Source organism: Gammaproteobacteria bacterium, from assembly GCA_016705365.1.
Classification (GTDB): domain Bacteria; phylum Pseudomonadota; class Gammaproteobacteria; order Pseudomonadales; family UBA5518; genus UBA5518.
This window is the reverse complement of record JADIYI010000008.1, coordinates 321949-334751: the sequence shown is the minus strand read 5'-3', so window position 1 is coordinate 334751 and position 12803 is coordinate 321949. Positions and strand designations below refer to the sequence as shown.

General features: G+C 65.7%; 10 protein-coding genes. 7 read left to right on the top strand and 3 right to left on the bottom strand.

From position 1 onward, the window contains the following. The first annotated feature begins 84 nt into the window (after nucleotides 1-84). Genes IPF49_08980 through IPF49_08970 form a run of 3 tightly spaced genes read left to right on the top strand, consistent with a single transcriptional unit; the run spans nucleotide 85 to nucleotide 5766 of the window. Nucleotides 85-1875: a type II/IV secretion system protein gene (locus IPF49_08980; GenBank protein MBK6287744.1), complete on the top strand. Its 1791-nt coding sequence runs from the start codon at nucleotides 85-87 to the stop codon at nucleotides 1873-1875. Further along, the gene (glnE, locus tag IPF49_08975) at nucleotides 1872-4832 is read left to right on the top strand and encodes a bifunctional [glutamate--ammonia ligase]-adenylyl-L-tyrosine phosphorylase/[glutamate--ammonia-ligase] adenylyltransferase (protein ID MBK6287743.1); all 2961 of its coding nucleotides are present in this window, start codon (nucleotides 1872-1874) and stop codon (nucleotides 4830-4832) included. The genes IPF49_08980 and glnE overlap by 4 nt, the downstream gene beginning before the upstream one ends. Before the next feature lie 4 nt (nucleotides 4833-4836). Then, nucleotides 4837-5766, top strand: coding sequence for a branched-chain amino acid transaminase (locus IPF49_08970; GenBank protein ID MBK6287742.1), 930 nt, complete (start codon nucleotides 4837-4839; stop codon nucleotides 5764-5766). Nucleotides 5767-5857: 91 nt separating this feature from the next. On the opposite strand, the gene IPF49_08965 is transcribed toward IPF49_08970, so the two are convergent. Next, nucleotides 5858-6067, bottom strand: a complete 210-nt coding sequence (locus tag IPF49_08965; GenBank protein MBK6287741.1) for an alkylphosphonate utilization protein — start codon at nucleotides 6065-6067, stop codon at nucleotides 5858-5860. A gap of 222 nt (nucleotides 6068-6289) precedes the next feature. Between IPF49_08965 and IPF49_08960 the strand changes: the two genes are divergently transcribed. From IPF49_08960 to IPF49_08945, 4 genes are all read left to right on the top strand, one after another. Beyond that, the gene (locus tag IPF49_08960) at nucleotides 6290-7540 is read left to right on the top strand and encodes a glycosyltransferase (protein ID MBK6287740.1); all 1251 of its coding nucleotides are present in this window, start codon (nucleotides 6290-6292) and stop codon (nucleotides 7538-7540) included. After that, the gene (locus IPF49_08955; protein MBK6287739.1) at nucleotides 7537-8739 is read left to right on the top strand and encodes a hypothetical protein; all 1203 of its coding nucleotides are present in this window, start codon (nucleotides 7537-7539) and stop codon (nucleotides 8737-8739) included. Before IPF49_08960 ends, IPF49_08955 begins: the two co-directional genes overlap by 4 nt. Beyond that, entirely contained in the window at nucleotides 8736-10115 is a 1380-nt protein-coding gene (locus IPF49_08950; GenBank protein MBK6287738.1) for a cytochrome P450, read from the top strand. Before IPF49_08955 ends, IPF49_08950 begins: the two co-directional genes overlap by 4 nt. A 92-nt stretch (nucleotides 10116-10207) precedes the next feature. Then, entirely contained in the window at nucleotides 10208-10555 is a 348-nt protein-coding gene (locus IPF49_08945; protein MBK6287737.1) for a hypothetical protein, read from the top strand. A 173-nt stretch (nucleotides 10556-10728) separates the two neighbouring features. Here IPF49_08945 and IPF49_08940 read toward each other — a convergent pair whose 3' ends face one another. Continuing rightward, nucleotides 10729-12213, bottom strand: a complete 1485-nt coding sequence (locus IPF49_08940; protein ID MBK6287736.1) for a hypothetical protein — start codon at nucleotides 12211-12213, stop codon at nucleotides 10729-10731. Next, entirely contained in the window at nucleotides 12210-12413 is a 204-nt protein-coding gene (locus IPF49_08935; protein ID MBK6287735.1) for a hypothetical protein, read from the bottom strand. Before IPF49_08935 ends, IPF49_08940 begins: the two co-directional genes overlap by 4 nt. Nucleotides 12414-12803 lie beyond the last annotated feature (390 nt).

Below are 12803 nucleotides of genomic sequence, written 5' to 3'. Positions count from 1 at the left end.
GGGAGCGTGGGGGCGCTCGGCCAATCGCACCGGGCAGGCACTTTGGTAGGATGCCGCCATCCTCAGCTGCGGGAAAGAGTCTGCATGTCCGAACGCAAGGCATTGGGTGCCGGCAAGCCGATCGATCAGGGCGAACTCATGGACGCGCTGGTCGCCGACGGCGTCATTTCCGAAACCGATGCGCGCCGCTTGCGTTACGCGCCGCGAGTGCGTGACGCGAAAGCGCGGCACCCGCTGAATTTCGTTGCCGACCAGGGCCTTGCCGACACGCGCCCCGGGGGACGGGTGCTCGACATGGAGTGCCTGCTGGCGTGGCTGGGCGAGCGCCTCGGGCAGAGCATCTACCATATCGATCCGTTGCGCATCGACGCGGCGGCGGTCACCGAAGTGATGTCATTTGCTTTTGCCCGGCGCCATCGCATCCTTGCGGTCGAAAGCAATGCGCGGGAAGTGGTGATCGCGGGCGCCGAGCCGTTGGTGTCGAACTGGGAGCCGGACCTGGCGCGTACCCTGCGCCGACCGATCAGGCGCGTGGTGGTGGATCCCTCCGATATCGATCGCTACACGGTGGAGTTCTACAGCCTCGCCAAATCGGTGAGCGGTGCGCGCGGCCTGCAGGGGCCCGCCGCGGGGCTGGCCAATTTCGAGCAGCTGGTGGAGCTCGGCAAGCAGAAGGACCCCGATGCCAACGACCAGCATATCGTCAGCATCGTCGACTGGCTGCTGCAATACGCGTTCGAGCAGCGCGCCAGCGATATCCATATCGAGCCGCGCCGCGAGCAGGCCAATGTGCGGTTCCGGATCGATGGTGTGCTGCACCACGTCTACCACCTGCCGGCCGCTGTTTCGATGGCCGTGACCAGCCGGCTGAAAATTCTCGGGCGCATGGACCTCGCGGAAAAACGCCGGCCGCAGGACGGGCGCCTGAAAACCAGGGTGCCCAGCGGTGGCGAGGTGGAGCTGCGTCTGTCGACGCTGCCCACGGCGTTTGGCGAGAAGCTGGTGATGCGCATCTTTGACCCCGAGGTGCTGGTGCGCAGCTTCCGTGATCTTGGTCTGGCCGACGAGGATCATGCGTTGTGGACCGGCATGGTCGAGCAGCCGCACGGCATCGTTCTGGTCACGGGGCCGACCGGATCCGGCAAGACCACCACCCTCTACTCCACGCTGAAGCAGCTCGCCACGCCTGATGTGAACGTCAGCACCATCGAGGACCCGATCGAGATGGTCGAGCCGAGCTTCAACCAGGTGCAGGTGCAGCACGGTATCGGGCTCGATTTTGCGAGCGGGGTGCGGGCCCTGCTGCGCCAGGATCCCGACGTGATCATGATCGGCGAGATCCGTGACCAGGAGACCGCCGAGATGGCGGTACAGGCAGCGCTGACCGGGCACCTCGTGCTGTCGACGCTGCACACCAATGACAGCCCGTCGGCGATCACCCGGCTACTGGAGCTGGGGGTGCCGGCCTACCTGATCCGGGCCACGGTGCTCGGTGTCATGGCGCAGCGCCTGGTGCGGGTGCTGTGCCCCCACTGCAAGGTGGCCGGCACCATCGATGACGAGAGCTGGAACCGGCTGGTTGCGCCGTGGAAGGCAAAAGCGCCGGCCACGGTCTATTCGGCCGCCGGCTGCCTGGAATGCCGCAACACCGGTTTTACGGGCCGCCAGGGGATTTACGAGATTCTGCGCATGGACGCCCCCGCACAGGCAGCGCTGCGCGAGCACTGCGATACCGACGAGTTGCGTCGCATCGGTATGCGGGGCGGCATGAAGACCCTGCGCCTGAGCGGTGCGCGCAAGATTGCCGCGGGCCTCACCACGCTCGAGGAAGTGCTGCGCGTGGCTCCATCGGAGCAGGGCAGGGACGGCGCGTGATCGGGACTGTGCAGCCGTCGATTCCGGAGTTGCTGCGCGCAGGCCTGGCGCGCGACTGGGCCAATCTGCGCGAGGCGCTCGGTGAAGTGGGGCGTGCGCGCCTCGATGCCCACCTCGAGGCCGATGATCGCCTGGCTGCAAGAATGGCCAAAGTACTGTGCTGCAGCCGTTTCTTTGCCCTGGAATGCGAACGCGATCACGAATTGCTGCTCGGACTGCTCGACAGCGGCGATCTCGGGCGCGGTTATGCGCAAGCCGAATTCCGGACCCGCCTGGAGCGCGAGCTCGGTGCGGTTGTCGATGAGGCCGGGCTGATGAGCGTCCTGCGCAAGGTCCGGCGGCGCGAGATGCTGCGTATCGTGTGGCGCGACCTGAGCCGGGTGGCGGATCTCGGCGCGACCATCCGTGACCTGTCGCTGCTGGCCGATGCGGTGCTCGACCTGAGCCTGCAGCACTGCCATGCGCATCTCGCTGCGCGTCACGGGGAGCCGCGTGGCGAGTCGGGGGGCGCTGTGCAGCGCATGGTGGTGATCGGAATGGGCAAGCTCGGCGCCTCGGAGCTGAATCTCTCCTCCGATATCGACCTGATATTTGCCTACCCCGAGCAGGGCGAGACCGATGGCGCGCAGGTGATCAGCAACCAGGAGTTCTTTACCCGGCTCGGGCAGCGGCTGATCAAGGCGATCGACACCAATACCCGCGACGGTATCGTGTTCCGCGTCGACATGAGGCTGCGGCCCTATGGCGACAGCGGAGCGCTGGCGCTCAATTTCGACGCGCTGGAGGAGTATTACCAGAGCCAGGGGCGCGACTGGGAGCGTTACGCGATGATCAAGGCGCGGGTGGTCGCGGGCGACCAGGTCGCGGGTGCGCGGCTGCTCGAGATGCTGCGCCCGTTCACCTACCGCCGCTACATCGACTTCGGAGCGATCGACGCGCTGCGCGACATGAAAGCGATGATCAACCGCGAAGTGCAGCGCCGTGGCAAGAGCGGGGATGTAAAGATCGGAGCCGGCGGCATCCGCGAGATCGAGTTCATCGTGCAGAGCTTCCAGCTGATTCGCGGCGGCCGCGAAACCGAGCTGCAGGAACCACGCCTGCTGCAGGTACTGGAATTGCTCGAGGCGCTGGGGCACCTGCCGGCGGCGGTGGTGTGCGAGCTGCGCGAGGCCTATGTGTTCCTGCGCAACACCGAGCACGCGTTGCAGGCGGTTGCCGATGCCCAGACCCAGGCCCTGCCCGTCGATGCGGAGGGTCGAGTGCGCCTCGCGCTGGCGATGGGTTTCGGTTCATGGGAGGAGTTCAGCGAGGTTCTGGACGGGCATCGAGACCGGGTTTCGCACCATTTCGCCGGCGTGGTCGCGCTCGGCCACGAAGCGCCGGAGCAACACGATCATGGCTGCGGGCGTGTGGTCTGGGCCATGGAGAAAGATCCTCCGCTGCTGCAGGATCTGCTCGCCAGCCACGGCTTCGAGGATGCCGGGGGCACCTTGCGCCTGATCGTCGCGCTGCAGGATTCCAACCGCCTGAAGGGCCTGCAGAGCAACGGGCGCGAGCGGCTCGACCGTTTCATGCCCTTGCTGATCGAGGCGGCGGCAGCGACCGCCCACCCTTCGGTGGTCATCGCGCGCACCATGCCGCTGATCGAATCGGTGCTGCGCCGCAGCGCTTACCTGGTGCTGCTGGAGGAAAATCCGGCGGCGCTCGAACAACTGGTCAAGTTGTGCGCCGCGAGCCCCTGGATCGCGCAGGAGCTTGCCAACCACCCGGTGCTGCTCGATGAGCTGATCGACCCGCGCAGCCTCTATGTGCTGCCCGATCGCGCGTGGTTGCGCGACGAGTTGCAGCAGCAGGTGCTGCGCATTCCGTGGTCGGACCTCGAGGCGCAGATGGAGGCACTGCGCTACTACAAGCTGGCGCATGGCTTGCGTTGCGCGGCCTCGGAAGTGAGCGGCGCCCTGCCGCTGATGAAGGTCAGCGATTACCTGAGCTTTCAGGCCGAGGTAATGCTCGGGCAGGTGCTGTCGGTAGCCTGGCACAACCTGGTCGACAAACATGGCCGGCCGCAGCGGGCGCCGGGCGTGCCCTGCGATCCCGGCTTCTGCATCGTGGCTTATGGCAAGCTCGGGGGCATCGAACTCGGGCACGGTTCGGATCTGGACCTGGTGTTTCTGCACGACGCCGATTCCTCGCTGCTCACCGATGGCGAGCGCCCGCTCGAGAACAGCGTGTTCTTCACCCGCCTCGGGCAGTGCATCATCCATGTGCTCACGACGTTGACCCCGCTCGGGCAGCTCTACGAGGTGGACATGCGGCTGCGTCCTTCCGGAGCGGCCGGCTTGCTGGTGTCCTCGCTCGATGCGTTTCGTCAGTACCAGATCAAACAGGCCTGGACCTGGGAGCGCCAGGCGCTGGTGCGGGCGCGGCCGGTCGCGGGCTGCCCCGAGATTGGCAGGCGCTTCGAGGAATTGCGGCGGGAGGTGCTGGCCTGGCCGCGCGATATCGTGCGCCTGCGCCGGGAAGTGCGCGAGATGCGCGACAAGATGCGGACCCACCTGCTCGGCCCCGAAACCAGCGGCGGTAAAAGTCCGCGTTTCCATATCAAGCAGAGTGTCGGCGGTATCGTCGATATCGAATTTATGGTGCAATACAGCGTTCTGGCATGGTCGCGCGAATATCCCGCCTTGAGCGTGTATACGGACAATATCCGCATTCTCGAGGCGTTGAGCGAGAGCGGGCTCATACCCGCCGGCGATGCACAGTTGCTCACCGAAGCCTACAAGGCCTATCGCACGGCGGTGCACCACCTCACCCTGCAACAGCGGGACGAAATCGTGGCGGCCGACGAGTTCCAGGCCCTGCGCGACGAGGTTTGCCGCATTTGGGAAGATTTGCTCGGCGCGGACGACGACGGCGCGCCAGTTATGACGGATACGGACGAAGGCAGCGGGAGCTGAAAAGATGAATTTCGACGATCGTGACGGGGTGATCTGGTTCGACGGCAGGATGGTGCCGTGGCGCGATGCGCGGGTGCATGTGCTGACCCATACACTGCACTATGGACTCGGGGTGTTCGAGGGCGTGCGCGCCTATCACACCGCGGATCGAGGCACCTGCATTTTCAGGCTCAAGGAGCATACCGAGCGCCTGTTCCGCTCGGCGCACATCCTGCGCATGAAAATGCCCTTCGACCAGCAAACCATCAGCGAGGCCCAGCGCGCGGTGATCCGCGAGAACGGCCTGAAGGAAGGTTATCTCCGCCCGATGTGCTTCCTCGGCTCCGAAGGCATGGGGCTGCGTGCCGAGGGCCTGCAGACGCACGTGATCGTGGCGGGCTGGGAGTGGCCCTCGTACATGGATCCGGCCGCGCGCGAGGCGGGCATCAAGGTGCGCACTTCCTCCTACACGCGCCACCACGTGAACATCACGATGTGCAAGGCCAAGGCCAACGGCAATTACATCAATTCGATGCTGGCGCTGCGCGAGGCGATCGACAGCGGTTGCGAGGAAGCGCTGCTGCTCGACAACGAGGGTTACGTGGCCGAAGGTAGCGGGGAGAATGTTTTCGTGGTGCGCAACGGCAAGGTCCACACCCCTGAACTGACCTCGTGCCTCGAGGGCATCACGCGCGATACGATCGTGGCATTCGTGCGCGACATGGGCCTCGAACTCGTCGAGCGTCGCATCACCCGTGACGAGGTGTATGTCGCGGACGAGGCTTTCTTTACCGGCACCGCTGCCGAAGTGGTGCCGATTCGCGAACTCGACGGGCGGCAGATCGGCAGTGGCCGGCGCGGGCCGGTCACCGAACAGCTGCAGACGCGCTATTTCGACCTGGTGCGCGGCAAGCTCGCCGAGTATCCGCAATGGCTCACACCGGTCGCGGATTGATGCCGCTCTGCGGGGCCGCCGCGATGGCTGCGCCTGGCGTTGCGGCGCGAGGCGCGGCTGTTCGCTGCCGTGGAGCGACGCACGCAAGCGTTCAGGCTTTCTTCACGAAGCAGGTCTTGAGCACGATGGTGCCCTTGCCCTTGCCGCATTCGATCTCTTCGTCGTTGTCCGTCAGGCGGATGCCCTTGTAACTGGTGCCGCGCTTCAGCGTGGTCGAGGTACCTTTGACTTTCAGATCCTTGATCAGCAGCACCGAATCGCCGTCGCACAACTCCGTGCCGTTGCTGTCTCTTGCGCTCATGGTCGTGTTTGCCTCGTGCCGGGATCGGAGCCGGTTGTGATGTGGCGCCATGCTACGCCATGAGAGCGGCCGAACAAATCGTGTCGTGAGGCACGTCGGCGTCGGCTGCGCTACCATGCGGGTCGCAAACCGGTAGCCGATCGCGTCCACGACCATGCCCGAAGCATTTTCCCAGCGCATTGCCGTAACTGCCCCCCATGCTCGCTCGTGGCGCGGGCGCCAATGAAGATCCTGCTCGCCAGCCTCGGCACGGCCGGCGATGTGCATCCGTTCCTCGCGATCGGACGCCACCTGGCCGATTGCGGGCATGACGTCGAGCTGCTGGGCAGCCCGGCTTACGCATCACTGGCCGCTGGCGCCGGCATCGGCTTCTGTGGTGTAGGCAGGGCCGGTGATCTGGAGGCTGCCCTCGGACATCACTATGTATGGCACCCGATCAATGGTTTCGGGGTGCTGTGGCGTTATCTGGCGCGGCCGGCGATGGCCGATACCTTCAACCGTATCGAGGCGGTGTTTCGAGCGCAGCCCTGTGTGCTGCTCTACAGCCCGTTCCTGATGCCCGCCGCGCGGATCGCCAACGAGAAGCTCGGGGTCCCGGCGATCAGCGCCTATACCGCACCGGCCATGATCCGCAACCACTATCCGCCGGTCAGCATTGCGCATTGGCAGTTGCCGCGCTGGATGCCGCGCGCGCTGTGCAAACGGGCCTGGGAGTTGCTCGACCGGCGCAAGATGCAGCCACTGGCATTGCCCGCGGTCGAGGCGATGCGCCATTCGCTGGGGCTGGCGCCCCTGCGCCAGAGCATTTTCGGTGACTGGATCCACGCGCCGGAGCGCGGGATCACGCTGTTTCCTGACTGGTTTGCGCCGGCAACCCCCGACTGGCCGGCGCAGATCCGGCAGGCCGGCTTCCCGCTCTACGATGGCGACGCTGGAGGCGGGCTGAGCCGGGCAACACGGGCTTTCCTCGCCGGCGGCAGCGCTCCGCTGGTGTTCACCGCGGGCAGCGCGATGCAGCAGGCGCGAGAGTTTTTCGCCGCCGCCGTTGCTGCCGCCAAGGCGCTCGGCGAGCGTGCGCTGCTGATGAGCAATGCCGCGGACCAGGTACCTGCGGATCTGCCCGGAACCGTGCTGCACACCCGCTACGAGCCCTACAGCCTGCTGCTGCCGGCAGCGCGCGCGTTCATCCATCATGGCGGCATCGGCAGCAGCGCGCAGGCCCTGCGCGCCGGCGTGCCCCAGCTGGTGGTACCGCACGCGTACGATCAGTTCGACAATGCCCGGCGTCTCGAACAGCTTGGCGTGGCGCGCATCCTTGGAGGTGACGCATCCGCCTCGCGGCGCCTGCAGCGACAGCTGCATGCCCTGCTGCGCGCGAGCGCTGTCGGCACCGCCTGCGCGCTGGCCGCGACGCGGTTTCAGGGGGACCGCACGCTGCAGACCATTCAGCAGGCGATCGAGGAGTTTGCTTGAGCGCCGGTCAGCAGCCGCGCGTACGCCGGCGTCACGTGCTGTTCTTTGGCGGCTTCGATCCCAAGGGCGCGTCCTGGTATCACGCGCTCTACCAGCGTCACGCGGCCCTCCAGGCCGGCGTGAACGGGCTGCCGATCGAGGTCGGGGCGCGCCGGCGCGATGCGTCCGCTCGCCAGTACTGGAGCGCCCGTGGCGCACCGCCCGGGGAGGAGGTCTGCGAGAGTTGCATCGAAGTGGTGTCCTGGGACGCCACGGTACGGCGGCACTGGCCGCGCCACGGGCTGCGGCTGATGGCGGAGATGGCGGTGGCGTACGCGCGGGTGATCGGCAACGGAATTCCGCAACTGATCAAGGTCGGGCGGATCGCGCCGCGCACGCTCTTCGCGATGATGTATCCGCTGCTGTTCTTTGTGCTGGGAATGGCAGCCTGCTTACTGGTCAGTGTACTGGGAGGATGGATTGCATTCGCGCTTTGGGGCAGCACGCTGGTGTCCATCGTGGTGGCAGCGCTGTTGTTGTCGGGCTGTGGCTGGATGATGCTGCGCATCGAGCGCTGGCTGGATACCGGCCTGCTGGCCCGCATCTACGCGTTTGTGGCGCGCTATGGCGTGCGCGGTTTGCCGGAGCTCGATCGCATCGTCGCGGATGCCGCGGCGCGTATTGCGTTGCTGGCGCGCGAGCCGGACATCGACGAGCTGCTGGTGGTCGGCTACAGCGTCGGCAGCATCCTGGCGACGCGCGCGATGGCGCTCGCGTTGCCAGCGCTCGCCGATCGCGATGGCCAATGTCCGCAACTTGCATTGCTCACGCTCGGCAACTGCATTCCGCTACTGGGCCTGTTTCCGCAGGCGCTCGACTATCGCCGCGAGCTCGGCGCGCTCGCGAGCAGTCGCATCATCAGGTGGGTGGATGTGTCCTCTCCCACCGACTGGGGAAGTTTTGCGCTGCTCAACCCGATCGAGGTGTGCGAAATCGAGGTGACGGAAAAGGGCAGCGGCTGGCCGTTGATGACCTCGCCGCGTTTCCATACCCTGTTCGATTCCGCAAGCTATCGTGCCATGATCGGCGACAAGCACCGGATGCATACGCAATATCTCATGGCGAGCGAAAAGCCCGGAAGGTACGATTATTTCGCGATCACCGCGGGCCCGATGAGCTTGCGCGAGCGTTATGCCCGGGTCCGGGAGTTGTCCGCATGAGTCCGTTCTGTCCCGCCTATCCGCCCCCGGTCCGCACCCGGCTGTCGCGAGTGCTGATGTTCTTCAGGGCGCGCCGTTCGTGGATGGACAGTCTGTCGGAGCGCAGCTACCGGATGCAGATGGGTGAAGTGCATCTGCCGGGACTCGATCTCTACATGATCAACCAGCCCTCGCTGGTGCGCCAGGTGCTGGTGGAGCAGCCGGATCGCTTTCCGAAGAGTCCGCTGCTCGGAGACGCCTTGCGCCCGTTGCTCGGTGACAGCATCTTTAGCACCAACGGCGCCGAGTGGCGGCGCCAGCGCGCGATGATGGATCCGGCCTTTGCGCATGCGCGCATGAACGTGGCGTTCCCGCGCATGCTCGATGCAGCCGAGGCGTTGTTGCAGCGCATGGCGCTGCTCGCCGACGGCAGCGAGCACGACGTCGAGGTCGAGATGACGCACGTCACCGCCGACATCATCTTCCGCACGATATTCTCGGTGCCGATGGACGGTGAGGATGCGCGCCGCGTGTTCAGCAGCTTTGCCCGCTACCAGGAACTGGCGCCACGCCTGATGTTGCCCTCGCTCTACGGGATGCGCTGGCTGGTGTGGCCGTGGCAGCGTCGCCAGAGCACTCGGGCCGCCAACGAGATCCGCGCCCTGCTCGGGCAATTGGTGGAGCCGCGTTACCGTGTATTCCGCGAGGGTGCGCCGCCCGCGCAACAGGACATCCTGCAGGCGTTCATGGAGGCCAGGGACCCCTTAAGCGGCCGGCCCTTTGATTTGCCGGAACTGGTGAACCAGGTCGCGATGCTGTTCCTGGCCGGGCATGAAACTTCCGCGAGTGCATTGACCTGGGCGCTTCACCTGCTGGCCAACGCGCCCGAAATACAGGAGCGCGCGCACCGCGAGGTCATCGAAGTGATAGGCGATCGCCAGCCGACACCGGCGGACATGAAAAAGCTGGTACTGGTCTGGAATGTTTTCCGCGAGACGCTGCGCCTGTTTCCGCCGGTGGGCTTCTTCGCGCGCCAGGCGAGCGAGAGTTGCCCGATGCGCGACAAGACGGTACCGGCGGGTGCCTCGGTCATGATCGCGCCGTGGCTGATCCAGCGTCATCGCAAGCTGTGGCAGGACCCCGACGTTTTCGATCCGGATCGCTACGCCAACGAACGCTCGCGCGAGTCGCTGCGCACTGCCTACCTTCCCTTTGGCATGGGGCAGCGCGTGTGCATGGGCGCGGCGTTTGCGCAGCAGGAGGGTGCCCTGATTCTCGCCAGCGTGTTGCGCCACTACCGGCTGCGGCCGGTGGCCGGACATGTGCCGCAGCCGGTCGGGCGCCTGACGATCCGTTCCGCCAATGGCGTGCGACTTGTGCTCGAGCGGCGCACCTGAACCGCCGCGCGTGGTTGACCGCAGCGCGGAATGCGCCAAGACTTGCTGCAACATGTGGTAAACGGAGCAAGGCGGGGCGCATGCGCAGTACATTGAACGAACGGGTGGCCGGGTTTGTCCTGGTGACCTTTTTCCTGTTGCCGCTGGCGATACTCGGCTACCTGATACTGACCTGGGTGGTATTTTTCGGGCGCACCGCGCGCGGGCGCGCCGGTGCCCGCGCGCTCGATCACTTCGTCAATGCGGCGGTGTTCAACGGCTATGCCTGGGAATCGGTTTCTTCCCACGCATGGCGCGAACAGCATCGCTGGTGGGCCCGCCTGGTCATCGCGTTCACCGACCGTATCGACGCGCAGCACTGCCGGCGCGCCAACAAGCGCGAACAGCCGGTGGTTGACCTGGTGCTTCACAAGCGACTTCACGAGCAGACCATCCTCTGAGTGCGCGGCTGCTCGTCAGCGCGCTCCCTGCGCGTGTTGCCCGGGCAGCGTCTCGTGGCACGCGTGCGCTGGCGCGAAACGGATGCGGTGTTGAAGCTGTTTTGCGCGCAGCGGCACGCCCGCGCCAACACGGCGGATTGCGCCAGTGTGCCGCAGCGGGATGAAGTGGCCGGTTATAGCGGCCGATAGATGACGATCAGGTCGCCGCGCTCGTTTTCAAAGCGTTGTACCGGTGTCAGGAAGTCTTCGTATTCCAGCAGGTCATCGACCAACTGTTGCTGCCCGCGCTTGATGTGGATGATCCAGTACGCCACATCCTCCAGCGGTGCGTGCCGATCCGCGATCAGCTGCGCCGCGCCCTGGACCTGCTGCAGGTCGATGGGGCTGCCGGTCTGTGCGATGAGCTGCTTGTCGTTGCTGAAGATCCGCATGCCCGTCGTCGTGTTCTGCCGCAACCATTCACTGCATTCGAGCAGATATGGCTTCGGTTTGTTCAGGCCGAGCGCGAAATCCGTGCCGAGCACCACCAGCACCACGGCGACGAACAGCCGCGTGCGACCGGTCGCCGCCGCACGCGCGGCCAGCAACTGCAGGCTGCGCGCGGTGGGGGCCAGCAACAGCAGGCACAGCGGCATGACATAGCGGCTGTCGAGGAACTGCCGGTAGCAAAGAAACAGGACGGGTAACAGCAGCGCGCATCCGATCATGAGTGCGAAGGCGCCACGGTTGGCGCCCGGCAGGCGCAGTTCGCCGCGGCGCAGGGCGTACCCGAGCAGCAGGAATGAAATTATGCCGATGTTGTTGAGAGTCTTCACCAGCAATATGCTCAGCAAGCCGCCCGCGAGGGACAACGCCGCCACGTCGCGCGAGTAGGGATCGAGCACCAGCGAGGCATAGCGCTCTGCCGCGGCATTGAAAGCGGCGGGAATTTCGTGAACGAGGCGCTGCGGAACGTCGGGCAGTTCACGTACGGTTTCGGGCAGATGTTGCGGATTGGCGACGCCGATCAGGGTCAGCAGCGCCATCGCGGCGGCCACCACCGCGACGGTGCCGAGCGCGCGCCGGCCGCGGGCGCCGAAGGTGCCGCTCTGCGTCCCGAGCAGTGCCAGCGGCAACATGCCGAACAGCAGCGCCTCGGGTTTGAACGCGGCGGCAAGCAGGGTGCACAGTGCCCAGCCGAGCAGGTATGCCACGCGCGGCGTGGCAATATCGCGCAGCAGCAGGCAGAACGAGGACAGCAGCAGCGCCCAGTAGCCGAGGTCGCGGATCACGAATGCGAAATAATTGTTCAGTCGCGGATGCGCGAGGAGCAGCAGTGCGGCCCACGGCAACACGCTGCGGTCGCGATACAGCAGCCGGCAGAACTCCGCAAAAGCGGCAACCAGCAGGCAGGCGAGCGCGGCATCGATCAGTCGCGCGCACTGGCGCAGCGGCAGTCCCAGCAGCGAGTGCATTGCGGCGATCAGCGCCGAATACAGCGGCTTGTCAAACAGCGCGAATGCGGCATCGAGCCCTTCGCTGCCAATCCGCTCGGCCAGCAGCAGATAGAGCACGCCGTCTTCGTTGATCAGCGGGTTGTACAGGTTGGCGAATGCAAACAACAGCAGGGTCGCGAGCAGCAGCAGGCCATGCCACAGCGACGGCCGGACCGTGCTCACGACGATGCTCCGTTTGCTCGCACCCGGTAGATGCGGATGACGCGTCCGATGTTAGCGTCCATCCCGGCGATCATCAGGTAGAGCACGCCATCGTCGTTGATCAGCAGGTCGCGCAATATCGACAACCCCGAGGCTGCGAGGCTGGCGGCGATCAGCAGCAACGGGAAGCAGCGATGGCTCTCGATTCGGGAACCCGGCATAGGGCGAGGGAGGATCCATGCGGCTTTCGGGGCGCGCGTAGTATGCAGGATGCTCATCCGCGACCGCCAGACGCATAGGGGGAGGCCATGCCCGGCGGGCGTGTCTGGAAGCGACGGTGCAACCACAGGTGCGGCTCGGGATGCCTGCGTACCTGTGCTTCGATCAACCGGCTGAGGCGGGTTGCATCCCCGAGCGCAGACCCTGTTGCGAACGTGATGCAGCGGCAGGCGAGTCACCAGCCACAGCAGGGCCATGGCAATCCAGGTTGGCCAGAAATGGGGCTGCGGGGTACGGTCCGGGTGCATCGACTGGGTGTTTTGCGGGCTGGGAAACCGATTATAGGGTGCCTCGGGAGCGGGCAGGCGCTGTGCTACCATCGCGGCCCTTTA

Coding starts and splice junctions, on each gene's coding strand:
- IPF49_08965 (MBK6287741.1), bottom strand. CDS start 6,067: ATGAGCGCAAGAGACAGCAACGGCACGGAGTTGTGCGACGGCGATTCG.
- IPF49_08970 (MBK6287742.1), top strand. CDS start 4,837: ATGAATTTCGACGATCGTGACGGGGTGATCTGGTTCGACGGCAGGATG.
- IPF49_08950 (MBK6287738.1), top strand. CDS start 8,736: ATGAGTCCGTTCTGTCCCGCCTATCCGCCCCCGGTCCGCACCCGGCTG.
- IPF49_08960 (MBK6287740.1), top strand. CDS start 6,290: ATGAAGATCCTGCTCGCCAGCCTCGGCACGGCCGGCGATGTGCATCCG.
- IPF49_08935 (MBK6287735.1), bottom strand. CDS start 12,413: ATGCCGGGTTCCCGAATCGAGAGCCATCGCTGCTTCCCGTTGCTGCTG.
- IPF49_08980 (MBK6287744.1), top strand. CDS start 85: ATGTCCGAACGCAAGGCATTGGGTGCCGGCAAGCCGATCGATCAGGGC.